12 protein-coding genes are annotated in these 17247 nt (G+C 43.0%); 8 read left to right on the top strand and 4 right to left on the bottom strand.

Features of this window, described 5'->3' with window-relative positions; translation table 11 throughout:
* Window positions 1-6 precede the first annotated feature (6 nt).
* Window positions 7-1170: an efflux RND transporter periplasmic adaptor subunit gene (locus tag ACJ7Z2_RS06365; RefSeq protein WP_409499715.1), complete on the top strand. Its 1164-nt coding sequence runs from the start codon at window positions 7-9 to the stop codon at window positions 1168-1170.
* 108 nt (window positions 1171-1278) lie between these two features.
* On the opposite strand, the gene ACJ7Z2_RS06360 is transcribed toward ACJ7Z2_RS06365, so the two are convergent.
* Complete coding sequence (locus ACJ7Z2_RS06360; protein WP_409499714.1) at window positions 1279-2223, bottom strand: bile acid:sodium symporter family protein; 945 nt, start codon at window positions 2221-2223, stop codon at window positions 1279-1281.
* A 147-nt stretch (window positions 2224-2370) separates the two neighbouring features.
* Between ACJ7Z2_RS06360 and ACJ7Z2_RS06355 the strand changes: the two genes are divergently transcribed.
* The 3 genes from ACJ7Z2_RS06355 to greB all read left to right on the top strand — a co-directional run bounded on the left by ACJ7Z2_RS06355 (window position 2371) and on the right by greB (window position 5145).
* Window positions 2371-3192: a 5'-nucleotidase, lipoprotein e(P4) family gene (locus ACJ7Z2_RS06355; RefSeq protein ID WP_126302281.1), complete on the top strand. Its 822-nt coding sequence runs from the start codon at window positions 2371-2373 to the stop codon at window positions 3190-3192.
* 139 nt (window positions 3193-3331) lie between these two features.
* Window positions 3332-4612, top strand: a complete 1281-nt coding sequence (pepB, locus tag ACJ7Z2_RS06350; protein ID WP_409499713.1) for an aminopeptidase PepB — start codon at window positions 3332-3334, stop codon at window positions 4610-4612.
* A gap of 50 nt (window positions 4613-4662) precedes the next feature.
* A complete protein-coding gene (greB, locus tag ACJ7Z2_RS06345) occupies window positions 4663-5145 on the top strand; it encodes a transcription elongation factor GreB (protein ID WP_409499712.1) in 483 nt (160 codons plus the stop codon).
* 58 nt (window positions 5146-5203) lie between these two features.
* Here greB and recB read toward each other — a convergent pair whose 3' ends face one another.
* The 3 genes from recB to ACJ7Z2_RS06330 form a co-directional block, all read right to left on the bottom strand.
* A complete protein-coding gene (gene recB / locus ACJ7Z2_RS06340) occupies window positions 5204-8728 on the bottom strand; it encodes an exodeoxyribonuclease V subunit beta (protein WP_409499711.1) in 3525 nt (1174 codons plus the stop codon).
* Window positions 8729-8786: 58 nt separating this feature from the next.
* Window positions 8787-10178 (bottom strand): MATE family efflux transporter, encoded by a 1392-nt coding sequence (locus ACJ7Z2_RS06335; protein WP_409499710.1) that lies wholly within the window; start codon window positions 10176-10178, stop codon window positions 8787-8789.
* 135 nt (window positions 10179-10313) lie between these two features.
* Window positions 10314-11408: an extracellular solute-binding protein gene (locus ACJ7Z2_RS06330; protein WP_154704126.1), complete on the bottom strand. Its 1095-nt coding sequence runs from the start codon at window positions 11406-11408 to the stop codon at window positions 10314-10316.
* Between the two features lie 221 nt (window positions 11409-11629).
* Here ACJ7Z2_RS06330 and grpE point away from each other — a divergent pair, with 221 nt between their 5' ends.
* The 4 genes from grpE to hrpA all read left to right on the top strand — a co-directional run bounded on the left by grpE (window position 11630) and on the right by hrpA (window position 17120).
* Complete coding sequence (grpE, locus tag ACJ7Z2_RS06325; RefSeq protein WP_126302284.1) at window positions 11630-12226, top strand: nucleotide exchange factor GrpE; 597 nt, start codon at window positions 11630-11632, stop codon at window positions 12224-12226.
* 96 nt (window positions 12227-12322) lie between these two features.
* On the top strand, window positions 12323-12613 hold the full coding sequence (locus ACJ7Z2_RS06320; RefSeq protein ID WP_126302285.1) for a hypothetical protein: 291 nt from the start codon (window positions 12323-12325) through the stop codon (window positions 12611-12613).
* A gap of 62 nt (window positions 12614-12675) precedes the next feature.
* On the top strand, window positions 12676-13128 hold the full coding sequence (locus tag ACJ7Z2_RS06315; RefSeq protein ID WP_126302286.1) for a DUF441 domain-containing protein: 453 nt from the start codon (window positions 12676-12678) through the stop codon (window positions 13126-13128).
* The gene (hrpA, locus tag ACJ7Z2_RS06310) at window positions 13128-17120 is read left to right on the top strand and encodes an ATP-dependent RNA helicase HrpA (RefSeq protein ID WP_409499709.1); all 3993 of its coding nucleotides are present in this window, start codon (window positions 13128-13130) and stop codon (window positions 17118-17120) included. Before ACJ7Z2_RS06315 ends, hrpA begins: the two co-directional genes overlap by 1 nt.
* Window positions 17121-17247: the final 127 nt, after the last annotated feature.

Raw genomic sequence — 17247 nt, 5'->3', positions numbered from 1 at the left:
AACAGTATGAAACGTAAAACATTAGCCACTCTTGTGCTAATTGCCGCTCTCGGAATAGGCGGCTATTTTTATTATCAGCAACAAACCAATAAACCGCAAATCCATTACATTACCCAAGCTGTCACACGGGCAGAAATTAACAAAAATGTGCTGGCAACCGGTTCGGTTCGAGCGAATAAACGCACCGAAGTGGGGGCTCAAGTTTCGGGCAAAATCCAAAAACTCTATGTCGAGCTCGGGCAATCGGTGAAGCAAGGAGATTTAATTGCAGATATTGATTCCAGCAACCAGAGCAACACCTTAAGCACCGCTCAAGCCCAGCTTTCTTCTTATAAAGCACAGCTCACCTCTGCACAGGTTGCACTTGAAGTAGCTCAATCGAACTACAACCGCTTAAATAAACTCTATCGGGCAAATAGTGCCTCTTTAAACGATCTTGAAACGGCTAAAAATACCTTAGCTTCAGCCAAAGCCACGGTGGATAACATTAAAGCACAATTAAAATCGGCTGAAATTTCGGTAAACGATGCTAAAACCAACTTAACTTATACGCAAATTATCTCGCCAATGGACGGCGTGATTGTGTCTGTACCAGTTTCTGTCGGGCAAACGGTCAATTCCAATCAAACTTCGCCAACTATTGTACAGGTAGCAGATTTATCTAAGATGCTGATTAAACTTGAAATTTCGGAGGGCGATATTGCACAGGTTAAAGTCGGGCAAAAAGTTAAGTTTTCCACCCTTGCTGAGCCAAATCGAGAATATAGTGCTACCATTGATTCAGTTGATCCGGCACTCACCACGCTGACCGATAATAACTACACCGAACAATCGGGTAATACCGAAGCGGTTTATTACTACGCTAATGTTTCCGTTGATAATGCCGATAACAGTTTACGCATCGGAATGACTACTCAAGCCCAAATTACTATTGATAAACGGGAACAAGTTTTAGTTGTACCCACCAGCGTAATCAAAAAACGTGGCAAAGAGAATTATGTATTGGTACTAGAAAACGGAAAATCGGTTGAAAAAGCAATCCAAATTGGCATTGCAGATGCGCAAAATACTGAGGTGTTGACAGGCTTGAGCGAGGGCGAGAAAGTGATTGTTACCCAAAGAGCAGACGGAGAGAACGTAAGTACCACACGAGGCCCAAGAATTCTCTAAGTCCCCGCCAAATCACAAGCGGTTAAATTTCCTTCACATTTTGCAAAAAACCAGAAAAATTTAACCACTTGTCTATTCTTTATTAAAACGTCTGTTTAAAACAAATCTTTATTTCTCATTATCGTTTTTCATTTTAGCGAAGATCATCGCCAAAATCGGGCCTGAAATATTGTGCCAGAAGCTAAATACCGCACTCGGCACCGCAATGACCGGATTTGCTTTAAAGTGTAATGCGGCAAGTGCTGCCCCTAATCCTGAGTTTTGCATCCCCACTTCAATTGCTACCGCTTTGCTGTCTGCCATCGGTAATTTTAATAAACGGCTTGCGAGGTAGCCAATTAAATAGCCTAAGCCATTGTGTAATGCAACCACCGCAAAAATTAATAATCCGGATTCAATAATGCGATCACGGCTAACTGAAACTACCGCCGTTACAATTAATACGATGGCAATTACTGAAATCAATGGCATTGTTTGGCTAAATTGCTCTACTTTTTGTTTGAAAATAGTACGAATTACCACACCCACAAAAATTGGTAATAACACCATTTGCAACACCGAAATAAACATTGCAGAGGCATTAATTTCTAACCATTGGCTGGCAAATAAATAGAAAATTGCCGGCGTTAACACTGGAGCAAGTAAAGTTGAAATAGTGGTACAAGCTACCGATAACGCAGTGTTACCACGAGCCAAATAGGTCATCACATTTGAAGAAGTACCGCCCGGGCAGCAACCGACTAAAATCACGCCAATGGCTAAATCTGCGGGTAAGTTAAACGCTTTTGCCAATCCATAAGCTACACTCGGCATTACCACGAATTGAGCGATCACGCCGATAATGACCGATTTCGGATTTTTCGTCACCTCGGCAAAATCTTTGAAAGTTAAAGTTAACCCCATTCCCAACATCACAATCCCTAACAGATAAGGAATCCAAGGCACGAATTGCTTAAAGGTTTCCGGAAATTGTGCTGCGATGAAAGCAAAAACCACCACCCAAATGGCGAACGTTTTGCTGATAAATTGTGTAAATTTTAATAATGTTTGCATATAGCCTCTGTGTAATTGTTATAAAAAGGTTAATAGGCTACCTCAGTTTGCCTTAAAAGTGAATAGGAGCAATAAACTATTAGCCATAAGCAACTCTTTTTAGGTATAATCACTCTGTTTATCAACAATAAAACTAAGGATATACGTATGAAAAACATCAAACTTTCTGCTATGAGCCTCACAGCTTTATTTGTATTAACTGCTTGTTCACACACGCATAAAAACAGCGATGAGCATCATCAAATGGTGTTACAAGAGCAAGCCACATTAGGGGTAAACTGGATGCAACAATCCGGCGAATACCAAGCTCTTGCCCACCAAGCATTCAATGCAGCTAAAGTAGCGTTCGACCAAGCCAAAGTGAAAAAAGGCAAGAAAAAAGCCGTAGTGGTGGATTTAGATGAAACTATGGTGGACAACAGCCCTTATGCAGGCTGGCAGGTAAAAAACCACAAGCCGTTTGACGGCGAAAGCTGGACTCGCTGGGTAAATGCCCGCCAAACCGGAGCGATTGCCGGTGCAGTGGAATTTAACAACTACGTTAATAGCCACAAAGGGACTATGTTCTACGTTTCAAACCGTAAAGACAGCAGTGAAAAAGCCGGTACTATTGATGATATGAACAAATTAGGCTTTAGCGGCGTGAGCGAACAAACGCTCTTGTTGAAAAAAGACAAATCGAACAAAACCCCTCGCTTTGAAGAAATCGAAAAACAAGGCTATGAAATCGTGCTCTATATTGGCGACAACTTAAACGATTTCGGCGATGCGACTTACCGTAAATCAAACGCGGAACGCCGTGCATTCGTCGCCGAAAACAGCCAACAATTCGGTAAAAAATTCATTATGTTACCGAACCCGAACTATGGTGACTGGGAAGGCGGTTTAGATAAAGATTACTACAAAGGTAACGCTGAAAGCCGTGTTAAAATCCGCCACAATGCAATTAAGGCTTGGGACGGCAAATAATCCGCCCTTAATCAGGTTGTAAAAAACACGCAACAATGACCGCTTGTCAAGGCTATGCTCTGCAAGCGGTCATTTTTGTATAAAACTTTGCAAAAGTTTGTTAGGATAAAGCAAAATCCATTCTTTAAGGAAACCGATAATGACAGCAATGAAAATTTCACTTTCTACTCAAAATGCCCCTGAAATTTGGGGTAAGAATGCCATTCTTTCTGCAAATGACACGGGGTTTACCGTACATAATCCCAAAAATGAGTTAGCCACTATTCAAAAAGCCGCCCGCAAAATTAAAAATCAAGGGATTTCAACCGTGGAACTAGCAGGCGATAGTTGGGATTTAGAATCCTGCTGGGCGTTTCATCAAGGATTTCATTCGGTAAAAAATCAAGGCTCGGTACAATATCCTGACTTAGGCGAACAGCAAGCCAAATTTGATAACCGTGTAAAATGTGCCACTTTCGTGCGTGAATTAATTAATGAGCCATCAGATAAATTAACCCCTGAAAAATTAGCCGAACAAGCGGTCGAATTTATCCAAAAAATAGCAAAACCGAATACGGTTTCTTATCAGATCATTCGTGGTGAAGCATTACAAGAACAAGGCTATCACGGCATTTGGACAGTTGGAAAAGGCTCTGCCAATCCGCCTGCATTCTTAGCATTAGACTTTAACCCAACCAATGATGAAAACGCACCGGTACTGGCTTGCTTGGTCGGTAAAGGCATTACCTTTGACACCGGCGGTTATAGTCTAAAACCAAGCGACAGTATGAGCACAATGCGAACCGATATGGGCGGAGCGGCACTTTTAACCGGCTCACTTGCTTTTGCCATTGCTCGAGGCTTGAATAAACGAGTGAAACTCTACCTCTGCTGTGCAGAAAATATGGTCAGTCACAATGCGTTCAAATTAGGCGATATTATCACTTACCGCAATGGCGTAACTGTTGAAGTATTAAACACTGATGCCGAAGGGCGTTTAGTGCTTGCAGATGGTTTAATTGATGCGTGCAAGCAAAATCCACAATTTATTGTTGATGCGGCAACCCTCACAGGGGCAGCCAAAGTAGCGGTTGGTAATGACTACCACTCTGTGCTTTCAATGGACGAAAGCCTAATCGAATCACTGTTTAAGTCTGCCAAAGCGGAAAATGAACCGTTCTGGCGTTTACCTTTTGAAGAATTTCACCGTGGGCAAATTTCTTCTTCCTTTGCAGACATCGCCAATATCGGCTCAGTGCCAGTGGGTGCAGGGGCAAGTACCGCCACCGCATTTTTATCTTACTTTGTAGAAAACTACCAGAAAAACTGGCTACATATTGATGCTTCAGCAACTTTCCGCAAAACCGCTAACGATTTATGGGCGGCAGGGGCAACCGGACTGGGAATGAGAACAGTCGCGAATTTGTTGCTTTCAAAATAGAAACTTAGTAGGGGCAAATCACTATTTGCCCTATAAACAATTAAATAATTATGGCTAAATCCAATTACATTACCCGTTCAGGCTGGCAAGCCTTAGATCAGGAATTAAAATTTCTATGGCGAGAAGAACGCCCCAAAGTAACCCAAGCGGTGTCTGATGCTGCCGCATTGGGTGATCGAAGTGAAAATGCCGAATATATTTACGGTAAACGCCGTTTGAGGGAAATCGACCGCCGTGTGCGTTTTCTCTCTAAGCGGCTAGAGGTACTGCAAATTGTTGATTATCACCCTAAACAAGAAGGCAAAGTCTTTTTCGGTGCTTGGGTGGAATTGGAAAATGAAGAAGGCGAGGTAAAGCAGTACCGTATTGTCGGCTGCGATGAGTTCGACCCGGCAAAAAACTGGATTTCCATCGACTCCCCTGTCGCCCGAGCCTTAATCGGCAAACAGGTTGACGATGAAATTCGGGTAGAAACGCCGCTTGGCAAAGTGTTGCTTTATATCAATAAGATTTGGTATGGGCAAGCGAATTAATTACTCGTAAAGGGGCTAAAAATTAAAGGGGCGAAAAATTTTTCGCCCCTACACATATTTACCCAAACAACCGATCCATTTCTTCAATCAACTGCTTAGTTGGTTTGTCAAAATAAACGCCGTTATCGTTCTCGCCGTTCATCGCCCGTAAGAACAAGTAAGCTACACCGCCGAAGTCTCGTTCATAGTCGTATTTCTCCCCCAAACGGGCAGTTAAATAGCGGTGGAGGGCGAGAGTGTACAGCAGATATTGCAAATCATAGCGTTGTCTGCCCATTTCCCGTTGAATGTGTTCTTTCACATAATTTTGTGGCAGATAGCCTAAGAAATTCGATTTGTAATCAATCAAATAGAATTTCCCCTCCACTTGCACGATGCAATCGACAAAACCTCGCACAAAACCCTCTAATTGCGGTAATTGCAATTCAGGTAAGGTTTTCGCTAACGGGCTATGTTGCTTTAATAACGCCTTTAATTGGTGTAAGGCTTTATCATTTTTTAAGCGTAAATAGAATTGCCATTCGTTTAATCGTTTGGTTTCATCAATCTGTTTTAAGCAGAAATTCGACTGTGCCAAAGGTGTGTTAAGAATACGTTCAAACCATAATGCGGTTGGTTCAATCCATTCCTCGCTTATCCCTAATTGCTCGCATACTTTAGCTACTGCATCTCTATCAATTTGTTCGTTAAATCGGCAATGCTCAAAGAAGTGATGTAACACCGTGCCTACTTTAATACCGTGTGGGAATTGAAATGGTGAGAAAGCGGCAGTTTCACTTGAATAATCCGCTTCAATGCTTTCAATATGCACATCTCGATCTTGGGTTAAATCCATTACCTTTTCTGCTTTCCGTTCACTAAAACGCTCGTGTTGGGCGTAAAGCGACGTAAAGCTGGTAATTTGCCCGACCACACGGATATTGCCGCTAAAGGTTTTTGCTTGGTAATCGTCTGAAGATGGCTCCCCTTCCCACAACGAGAAAGGCAATTCCGCTGCTACTTCAACCAAATTAGCAGCAATCCGTTTTTGGCTAAAATAATCTGAAACAGGCACTTTTCCTGTAGGTATTTCCCCGTCTGCCAATAAGTAATGGAGTGGAGACCAACCGGAAATCTCTTTCGGCAACACTAAGTTAAGCTGAGATTCCGCACGGGTTAATGCCACATACAGCAAGCGTAAATCTTCCGCATAAGCCTCATTCTGTAGCGAAAGAGTTGCATCTTCTGAGCCTAAACACCAATCCAGCTCACCTTGCGAATTGCGATATAAACTTAATGCTGTCTGTGTGTCGCCCTCACTTTTTTGTGAAACAAAAGGTAGCCAAACAATTGGATATTGCAAGCCTTTCGAGCCGTGAATCGTCACAATTTTGATGAGCTCCTCTTCACTTTCTAGGCGAAGTTGTTGCTCATCATTAAAATCCGGCGAATTAACTTGCTTTTCATACCACCGCAATAGTTCGGCTTCAGACTCTAACGCTTGCGAGGCTTCCTGCAAAATTTCGGTTAAATGCAATAAATCCGTAATCAAGCGATCCGCATTTTCCAAACCTTTCAAACGTTCGATAATGCCCTGCTCTAAGTAGATTTTATGCAGCATCGGCAGAACGCCCTGCTCTTTCCAAATGTTGCTGTATTCCACAAACTGATTGACTTTCAGATCCCAAAGTTGCTCATTTTCCTTATAGCGGTAGATCTCTGCCGCCGTTAAGCCCCACAAGGTTGAGCCTAACGCCGATAATAATGCCTTGTAATGATACGGATTCAGTGCGGCTTGCAATAACCAACACAATTCTGTTGCAATTTCCGAACCAAATACAGAAGCTGATTCAGCTAAATAGACGGATTTGATATTACGTTTTGCCAACGCCTTTTTGATTCGCTTAGCTTGTGAACCTTTTCGGACTAAAATCGCAATATCTTTTGCAGCAAAGGATTGAAATTCGCCGTTTTTTTCAACTCCGAATTTGCCTTGAGCCATCGCCTCAAGCTGTTGATGAATTTGATAAGCACACATTTCAGCCAAATCATCTAATTTACTGTTTTCCGTGATGTAGCCTACAAAATGCCCTTGCTCACTAACTAACTGACCTTTTTGGCTATCAGCCTCCACTGGGTGAAAGCCAATATCCTCATAAAGAAACGGAGAGTTATCATTTGCAAAAGAAAACAAATTATTGACCGCTTGCACCACTTCAGGCAACGAACGCCAGTTTTTGCCCAATGTGAATTGTTCATCAGCCTGCTTTGCTGCTCGCAAATACGTGAAAATATCCGCCCCACGGAATTTATAGATCGACTGTTTCGGGTCGCCAATCATAATAAAGCCGTTCTCTGCATTCTCTGCCATAAAAATTTGGCTGAAAATTTCATATTGGGTTAAATCGGTATCTTGGAACTCATCGATCATCGTAAAAGGGTAAATCGCCCGAATTTTTTGAGCTAAGGCTTCGCCCGTGTGTGGATTTTTCAACGCTTGGTTTAGCATTGTGAGTAAATCATCAAAACTGCGTTGTGGGTGCGTTTGTTTGTACTCTGCCAATTTTGCTTTGAGAGCAATTAAAAATTGATATAGCAACATCGCTGACAAGTTGTTCTCAAAATCTTCCTTGTAAGCGGTTAAAAATGCCTGATTTTTTGCAAGATTGGGGGAATCTATCGGCTCACTGCTCTTTTTCGTACCAGCCGCAATTTTCTCTGCCGTAAACAAATAAAGCTCTGCCGGGAAATAGTTATGTGGTGAAGTTGCCCACTGGTTCATTACTTCCACACCGGCTTCAAAAGTGGTTGCTTTATACCAACCTCCGTGTAGCGTAATTTTATGCTTTAAATCGTGGCGGATAGTTTCAACCAGTTCGGCTGAATGCGTTTTCCAGTAGGATTTTACTTGCGTAATAAACTGCTGGTATTGTGCCAAATGCTCGGCAATATCTTGATTTAAAGATGCCTTTGGTGCAGGTAATTCAGTAGATAAATAACGCCTTACTGCATTGAGGGCATATTCCGGCGTACCCAGTTGCTCAGCAACCGCATAAGTAATATCTAAATCTTGCGGATAAAATTGTTCCCGCCAGACTTCTTCACTTAATTTTTTAAGTAGATCGCTTTGGTTTGGCTGTAAATCAAGATCAAATCGCACCCCCGATTCAAATGCAAACTGCACCAACATTTTTTGGCAAAAGCCGTGAATGGTAAACACGCTGGCAGTGTCAATTTCCCGTTCGGCAATGCTTAAACGTAACAATGCTTTTTGAATATTCGGAATGAGCGGATAAATCTGTGCTAAAAATTCAAGATTGTTTCGATAGGATTTTGTATTTTCCGCTTCCAAACCATCGGCTTGATCTTTTAAAAAGTCGGCACATTGCTGAATATTTTTACGGATACGGTTTTTCAACTCTTCGGTTGCGGCTTTGGTAAAAGTTACCACCAAAATTTGTTCTACCGTTAATGGGGAGCAACCAATTCCGAGCAATAAACGCAAATAGAGGTTGGCAATGGTGAACGTTTTCCCCGTACCGGCGGAAGCCTCAATTAGCACCGATTTATTCAACGGTAACTCAATAGGATTTAGATTTTTCATCAGCAAGGTCATCTTCTAAAAGTGAAAATCTCTGCTATGTTCCATAGCAGAGAATCTGTTATTTAATCTGTTCTAATTTTGCAATTAATTGAGCTTTTGGTACCGCTTGTATTTTTCGCATTTGCCATAATAACAAGCCACCAGCCAAACTTAAGCCGATACAAAAGACTAACCAAAAACCTTGAGCCGCCATCGGTTGCACAATCCAATCGGTTCTTGCCAAAATATAACCCAGTGGCATACTGACACCCCAGTAGCAAAAAAGGGTTATATATAAAATCGGTTGGGTATATTTATAGCCACGTAAAATCCCGTTTGCTACCGCTTGAATGGCATCAGGAATTTGGTAAACCGCCGCAAAAATCAATAAATGAGCGGTAATCGCAATCGAAACCGGATTGCTGGTAAACGCAAGCGGAATCAGATTATTCAATAAAATAATAATCACCGCCGCAATAATGGCAAAAATGGTAGCGGTAATTAAAGAGTGGTAGCTTAAAACTTTCGCCCCTTCCACATTTTGCTGCCCGAGTGTTTGCCCGATCATAATGGTGGTTGCAATACCAAACGACATCGGAATCATAAAAAATAGCGAGCTGGTTTGCAATGCAGCTTGGTGGCTAGCCACCACCTGTGAACCAAGTGGTGACAGAATCAGCGATGAGGTAGAAAACAACATCACTTCGGTAAAAATCGCAAAGGCAATCGGCAGCCCTAATTTGCAAAGTTTTAGCAAAATTTGACCGCTTGGGGCATCAATCCATTTCTCAAACAAACGAATATCTTTTTGGGCAGAATTGGTGTAGCAATAATGCAACAGCATCAAAAACATTATCCAGTTAATAATTGCGGTTGCCACGCCACAGCCTACCGCCCCCATTTCGGGCAGTCCAAATTTGCCGAAAATGAAAATATAGTTTAGCGGAATATTTAGCAATAAGCCGAAAAAAGTAATCCGCATTGCAGGTTTTGGATTGGATAAACCATCATTCATACAACGTAAACTCACCGCCAGCAAAGCAGGAATAAGCCCAACTGCCATTACTGCTAAATATTGTTGCGATTTGATTGAAAACTCAGCCGGTGTTTGCATTAAGTCTAAAATCAGATGGCTGTTTAGGAAAATTGCCATTAATGGAATAGACATTGCAAACACAATCCAATAGCCCTGCCTTACTTGGTTAGCAATTAAATGGCGATTGCTCGAGCCGTTTAAGTAAGAAACGGTTGGGGTAATTGCATTCAGCAACCCTAACACAAACAGAAAGAGCGGAAAGTAAATCGAATTACTTACCGCAATCGCCGAGACATCATCATCACTCACCAAGCCAGCCATTACAATATCCGCCAGCCCCATTCCGGAAGCTGAAAGCTGGGAAATAAAAATGGGTAGGGATAGTTTAAATAATTTGCGGGCATTTTCAGGATATTCTTGCCATCTTAAGTTCATGGTTTAATCTCTCAAAATCTAAGTATGTTTTTATGATTGTACCTTAGAAAGCGGTCGTTTTTGCCAAATTTTTTGCAACTCAAAAGAGAAAGCCTCTAAAGATTGCTCCCTAGAGGCTTCAGAATTAATCAGCTATTATTTTGCTGCTTTTAACTCTTGGTAGTATTTTTCGTAAAGCTCAATTGCATCACCAACATCATCTTGCCATTGAGATTTTTGTAAAACCTCTGCAGATGGGTAAATTGCTGTATCTTCGGTAATTTCTTTTGGTAATACTTTTAACGCTTCCACGTTTGAAGTTGGGTAGCCAATCGCTAACGTTAATTTTTCAGCTACTTTTGCACTTAGCAAGTAGTTGATTAATTTATGTGCGTTTTCTTTGTTTTTCGCACTTGCAGGAATCGCTAATGTATCAACCCAAAGTACCGGACCTTCTTTCGGGAACACCATATCAACAGGTGCGTTTTCTTTCTTAGCAATACGCACAGAGCCGTTCCATAACTGACCTACTGAAACCTCACCGGAAATAAATGAGTTTGCAGGGTTATCAGAGGTAAATGAAAGTACGTTTGGACGTAATTTTCTTAACTCTTCGTAAGCTGCTTTAATTTCAGCCGGATCAGTAGTATTCGGGTTTTTACCTAATTTTAATAATGCAATATTGAATACTTCACGAGCATCATCTAATAATTGCACTTTACCTGCAAATTCAGGTTTCCATAAATCACCCCAAGAAGTGAATGTTTCACCTTTGTAATCTGCCGTATTAAATGCAATACCCGGTGCACCTAATAATTGAGGTAATGAATATTTGTTACCTTGATCGTAAGGCTTATTTAACCAATCTTGGTTTAATTCTTTAATAACCGGAAGTTGTGCGTGATCTAATTCCGCTAACATTCCTTCTTTCGCCATTTTAGATACAAAGTAGTTTGATGGAGCAATTACATCATAGCCGCCATCTTTACCTTGTAATTTTAATTTAGCGTACATTGTTTCGTTAGATTCAAGACTTGAAACTTCAACTTTAATGCCAGTTTCTTTCGTAAATTCATCTAACAAACCTTCAGGCACATATTCAGTCCAAGTATAAAGATGAACTGTTTGATTTGTTGCTTGAGGTTTTGCTTCAGCCGCAGTTGCTTTTGGCTCTGCTGCTTTTTCTTCATTACACGCTGTTAATGCAACTGTTGCTAAACCTGCTGCAAATAAACCCGCTAATTTTTTCATTTAAGTTTTCTCCGTTAAAGAAAAGTGATTAAAAAATATAGCCTTGCCTAAGGGCGGAAAAGACTAGGGCATTTTAAGCCCCCCCCCGTATTTTGCAAGCCTTTTCTGATTAAAAAGTGAATTATTTTCGCAAAAAGAAAGAGATATGCTTGAAATCCCTTAATTTATCGCTATATTAAGGAAGATTTACATTTCCAGATTAGTCTTTTAAAGGATAAAAAATGACCACTCAAAATGAACACTTACAAGAAGAAGTAAAACAAGAAGAAATTCAACCTGAAGTTGTAACTGAAGAAACTCAAGCGGAAGAACAAAATACACCTCAAGAAGAACCGTTAGCTCTCGCTCAAGCTCGAATTGCCGAGTTAGAAGCCTATATTGCAGAAGCCGACAAACGTGAGCAAGATATTCAACTACGAGCTCAAGCGGAAATTCAAAATATCCGCCGCCGTGCAGAGCAAGATGTTGAAAAAGCTCACAAATTCGCTTTAGAAAAATTCTCTAAGGAATTATTAACTGTAGTTGATAACCTTGAGCGTGGTTTAGATGCCCTTGATAAAGCCGTAACCGATGAAACCACTCAAGCGTTAGTTGACGGCGTTGAAATGACCCATAAAGAATTCATCAACACACTGGCTAAATTTGGTGTGGTGGCAATTGGCGAAGTGGGTGAAGCATTTAACCCTGAATTGCACGAAGCTATTTCAATGCAACCTGCCGAAGGAATTGAAGCGAACCATATCAGCAGCGTTCTACAAAAAGGCTACACGCTTCACGGACGAGTGATTCGCCCTGCTATGGTGATGGTGGCAAACTAAATTGTAAATTTTCGACGAAGATCGCAAAATCAGCTAAAACTTGCTCTTGTGGTTGTGCTAAATTAAATGCACTTCAACTGCAACAGGAGCTACAAAATGGAAGCAACAATGAGCTTAAAATTTGATAAATTACGCTTTGTGAAAAAGCTACAAGAAGCCAATCAATCGCCTGAGATTGCCGAAGCTTTTGCAGACGCATTAGATGATGCGTTAGAACAGAGCCAATCAGCATTAGCAACCAAGCAAGATCTCAAAGAACTAAAAGCAGAAATTCGAACCGAAATTTCTCAACTTGAAGTGAGATTAACCTCGTCAATGTATAAAATGGCAGGATTTATTTTAGCTGGTGTGGGAGTGCTTATGGGGCTGATGAAATTTATCAACTAACACTCATTTCCTTTAATCTACCCTTACCTTTGAGGTAAGGGTTTTTACATTTTTAAATCGCTATGACATTACAATTTAATTCTGTTGCCCTACTTTTAGTGGTATTAATTGTACTTGGTTTAATCAGCCAAAACAGTGCTGTTACCATTTCGGCAGCGGTGTTGCTGATTATGCAACAAACCTTACTTTCTAAATTTATCCCCTTTGTCGATCAATACGGCTTAAAAATCGGGATTATCATTTTAACCATCGGCGTACTTAGCCCCTTGGTTTCAGGGCGAATTACGCTCCCCGAACTTGCCCAACTGCTGAACTGGAAAATGGCACTCTCAATAATTGCCGGCGTGCTGGTAGCGTGGCTAGGTGGCAGAGGCGTGAATTTAATGGGCAACCAACCGGTGCTGGTGACTGGGCTTTTAATCGGCACGGTGATCGGTGTGGCGTTCTTAAAAGGTGTACCGGTCGGACCGTTGATTGCGGCAGGGATTTTGTCGTTGGTATTAGGGAAATCGTGATGACAGATAAATTGCAAAAAAATCATAAAAAATCACCGCTTGTGAAGCTGGAAAATATCACCACCGCCGATTTCCGCCGTCTGTTGGGGCGCTTAAAAGGGGCGGAAAACATTAAAAACGAGGAGAACAAGCGGTCAGTTTTAGCAGAAATTTCGCAAGATCTCACCGCTTGTCAGGCACGTTTTTTCGCACGAACTCAGCACGCCCAAAACCTGAAAATTGACTACCCTGATCTGCCTGTTTCCGCTCGCCGTGAGGAAATTTTAAAACTGATTAGCGAAAATCAGGTGGTGGTGATCGCAGGGGAAACCGGTTCGGGCAAAACCACCCAGTTACCGAAAATGTGCTTGGAACTTGGACGCGGCGTAAAGGGCTTGATTGGGCATACCCAGCCCCGCCGAATTGCGGCACGTTCGGTGGCGACTCGCATTGCCGAAGAGCTGAAATCGGAACTGGGCGAGACGGTCGGTTACAAAGTCCGCTTTAACGACCAAGTCAGCGAAAACAGCTTAATCAAACTAATGACGGACGGTATTCTGCTGGCGGAAATCCAGCACGACCGCTATTTAAATCAGTACGACACGCTAATTATTGACGAAGCCCATGAGCGTTCGTTGAACAACGATTTTATTTTGGGTTATCTGAAACAAATTCTGCATAAACGCCCCGATCTGAAAGTGATCATCACCTCGGCAACCATTGATGTAGAACGTTTTTCCAAACATTTTAACAACGCCCCGATTATTGAAGTCTCTGGGCGGACGTTCCCGGTGGAAGTACGTTATCGCCCGATTGTTGAGGAAGAGGATCAAGATCAGCTACAAGGTATTCTGAATGCGGTGGACGAACTGCAAGCCGAAGGGCGTGGCGATATTCTGATTTTTATGAACGGTGAACGGGAAATTCGTGACACCGCCGAAGCCTTGCAAAAGCAGGAACTGCGACATAGCGAAATTTTACCGCTTTACGCCCGCTTGTCGGCTGCTGAACAGCAACGGGTTTTCCAGCCAAGCGGTGGGCTAAACCGCATTATTCTGGCGACTAACGTGGCGGAAACCTCGCTCACTATTCCGAATATTAAATATGTGATCGATACCGGCACGGCTCGTATTTCTCGTTATAGCTATCGTACCAAAGTGCAACGTCTGCCGATTGAGCCGATTTCGCAAGCCTCCTCCAATCAGCGTAAAGGGCGTTGCGGGCGAACCTCGGAAGGGATCTGTATCCGCCTCTATTCGGAAGAAGATTTCAACAGCCGTCCGCAATTTACTGACCCGGAAATTCTGCGAACTAACCTTGCAGCCGTTATTTTACAAATGACTTCACTTGGATTGAGTGATATTGCCAATTTCCCGTTTGTTGATGCGCCTGATAGCCGACAAATTCAGGACGGGATTCGGTTGTTGGAGGAATTGCAGGCGATTATTCCAAATGAAAAAATCCCCTCCCCCGCTCGCGGGGGAGGGCTAGGGAGGGGGGAAAACCATTCTAATGATGGCACTCCCCCCCTCCCAACCTCCCCCCGTAAACGGGGGGAGGGGTTTAGATTAACCCCAATCGGTCGCCAACTCGCTCAACTGCCGGTCGATCCTCGCTTAGGCAGAATGGTGATCGAGGCGGCGAAAAACGGTTCATTGCACGAAGTAATGATGATCGTCTCAGCACTCTCAATCCAAGACCCCCGTGAGCGTCCGCAGGAGAAACAGCAGTCGGCGGACGACAAACACCGCCGTTTTGCCGATAAAGAGAGCGATTTCTTGGCATTTGTGAATTTGTGGCACTTTATCCAAGCCCAACAAAAAGAACTGTCGAAAAACCAGTTCCGTAATCTCTGCCGTAAGGATTATTTAAACTACAACCGTGTGCGGGAGTGGCAGGATATCTATCACCAGCTCCGCCTTGCAGTGAGAGAAATGGGCTTAAAAATTAACAGTGAGCCTGCAAGTTACCAGCCAATTCACACCGCCTTGCTCACCGGTTTGTTATCGCATATCGGCTTGAAAGATAATGAAAAAATGCACTATTTGGGGGCAAGAAATGCCCACTTTTTCATTTTCCCGAACTCGGCACTTTTCAAAAAACAGCCAAAATGGGTAATGGCGGCAGAGCTGGTAGAAACCACCAAACTCTGGGGTCGAATGGTGGCACAGATTGAGCCGGAGTGGGTAGAACCGTTAGCGGTACACCTCACTAAATCCAGTTACAGCGAACCGCACTGGGCGAAGTCAAAAGGGGCGGTAATGGCATCGGAAAAAGTATCGCTCTATGGCATTCCGATTGTGGCACAACGCTCGGTAAATTATGGCTCGATAGACCCAACCGTCAGCCGTGAGATTTTTATCCGCTCGGCGTTGGTGGAAGGCGAATGGCACAACAATTACAAATTTTTCAAAGAAAATCACCGCTTGATCCGTGAAGTCGAGGCATTGGAACATAAATCCCGCCGCCGTGACATTTTGGTGGACGAGCAAGTGCTGTTTGAGTTCTATGATCAACGGATTGGCACCGAAGTCGTGTCGAGCAAGCATTTTGATACTTGGTGGAAACAGGCAAGCAAAAAAGATCCTGAACTGCTTAACTTTGAAAAATCGTTCCTGATCAACGACAACGCCAACCTTGCCAGTGAGCTGGATTTCCCGAATTTCTGGCATCAAGGCGATTTAAAACTCAAACTGAGCTATCAGTTTGAGGTCGGAAAAGATCACGATGGCGTGACGGTGCATATTCCGCTGCCGCTGCTCAACCAAGTGGAACCCGAAGGTTTCGATTGGCAAATTCCGGGGCTACGCCACGAGTTGATCGTCTCGCTGATTAAATCTTTACCGAAGTCGCTACGGCGAAATTTTGTACCGGCACCGAATTATGCGGACGCTTTTTTAGGGCGAGCCGAGCCGTTTAAAAAGCCGTTGCTGGACAGCCTAAGCCACGAACTACGCCGAATGACGGGTGTATTGGTCGAGCCTGAGCAGTGGGATTTAAGCCAACTGCCGCCACATTTGCGAATGACGTTCCGTGTGATTGACGATAAAGGCAAGAAACTGCAAGAGAGCGAAAACCTTGATGAGCTGAAATTTGCCTTGAAAGATGAGGTGCAGAACACCCTTTCTAACATTGCCGATGACGGCATTGAGCAAAGTGGCGTGCATATTTGGAATTTTGCTGAATTACCACAGTGCTATGAGCAGAAAAAAGCCCATTTCAGCGTGAAAGCCTACCCTGCGATTGTCGATGAACAAACGGCTGTGGGGGTAAAACTGTTTGAAACCGAGTTTGAACAACAACGTGCAATGCAAGCGGGACTTCGCCGTTTACTACTGCTGAATGTACCATCGCCGATTAAATATCTGCACGAAAAACTGCCGAACAAAGCCAAGCTCGGTTTATATTTTGCCCCGTTCGGCAAAGTGTTGGAGCTGATTGACGACTGCATTGCCTGTGCGGTAGATCAGCTGGTAGAAGAGTTCGGCGGCTTTGTCTGGACGGAGGAAAAATTCACTCAACTGCACGAATTTGTACGGGCAAATTTAAACGATAAAACCGTAGAAATTGCCAAACAGGTTGAAAAATGCCTCACGCTGGCATACGAGCTAAACAAGCGGTTAAAAGGCAAGCTCGATTTTACGATGGCGTTTGCGTTAAGCGACATCAAAGCCCAAATCGAAGGGCTGATTTACCCCGATTTTGTCACCAAAACCGGCTACGCCCGCCTTGCGGATTTATACCGTTATTTAACCGCTATCGAACGCCGTTTGGATAAACTGTTGGTGGACAGCAACACCGACCGAGCCAAAATGCTACGGGTGGAAGCGGTGCAAGAGGCATATAAACAGCTCCTTGCCAAATTGCCAAAATCCAAAGCCGTGCCGGACGAGGTACTGGAAATTCGCTATATGATCGAAGAACTTAGGGTTAGCCTGTTCGCTCAACAGCTCGGCACAAAATACCCGATTTCGGACAAGCGGATTTTGAATGCGATCAATGAAATAAAGTAATATTCCCTATACAACAAGCGGTCAGATAAGTAAAAAATTTTGCAACTCTGACCGCTTGTTTTCTCGAATACCTATTCCTCTCGCTTCAGAAGCAAACCTGCTACATTTTTTTGATTAAAAAAATCTC

The sequence above is a fragment of the Mannheimia glucosida genome, from assembly GCF_046267875.1.
GTDB classification, from domain to species: Bacteria; Pseudomonadota; Gammaproteobacteria; order Enterobacterales; family Pasteurellaceae; genus Mannheimia; species Mannheimia glucosida.
The sequence above is the reverse complement of the archived record's forward strand: the minus strand, read 5'-3'. Positions and strand labels throughout refer to the sequence as shown.

Coding starts and splice junctions, on each gene's coding strand:
- greB (WP_409499712.1), top strand. CDS start 4,663: ATGGCTAAATCCAATTACATTACCCGTTCAGGCTGGCAAGCCTTAGAT.
- ACJ7Z2_RS06335 (WP_409499710.1), bottom strand. CDS start 10,178: ATGAACTTAAGATGGCAAGAATATCCTGAAAATGCCCGCAAATTATTT.
- ACJ7Z2_RS06330 (WP_154704126.1), bottom strand. CDS start 11,408: ATGAAAAAATTAGCGGGTTTATTTGCAGCAGGTTTAGCAACAGTTGCA.
- ACJ7Z2_RS06360 (WP_409499714.1), bottom strand. CDS start 2,223: ATGCAAACATTATTAAAATTTACACAATTTATCAGCAAAACGTTCGCC.
- ACJ7Z2_RS06355 (WP_126302281.1), top strand. CDS start 2,371: ATGAAAAACATCAAACTTTCTGCTATGAGCCTCACAGCTTTATTTGTA.
- grpE (WP_126302284.1), top strand. CDS start 11,630: ATGACCACTCAAAATGAACACTTACAAGAAGAAGTAAAACAAGAAGAA.
- recB (WP_409499711.1), bottom strand. CDS start 8,728: ATGAAAAATCTAAATCCTATTGAGTTACCGTTGAATAAATCGGTGCTA.
- ACJ7Z2_RS06315 (WP_126302286.1), top strand. CDS start 12,676: ATGACATTACAATTTAATTCTGTTGCCCTACTTTTAGTGGTATTAATT.
- pepB (WP_409499713.1), top strand. CDS start 3,332: ATGACAGCAATGAAAATTTCACTTTCTACTCAAAATGCCCCTGAAATT.
- ACJ7Z2_RS06320 (WP_126302285.1), top strand. CDS start 12,323: ATGGAAGCAACAATGAGCTTAAAATTTGATAAATTACGCTTTGTGAAA.
- ACJ7Z2_RS06365 (WP_409499715.1), top strand. CDS start 7: ATGAAACGTAAAACATTAGCCACTCTTGTGCTAATTGCCGCTCTCGGA.
- hrpA (WP_409499709.1), top strand. CDS start 13,128: ATGACAGATAAATTGCAAAAAAATCATAAAAAATCACCGCTTGTGAAG.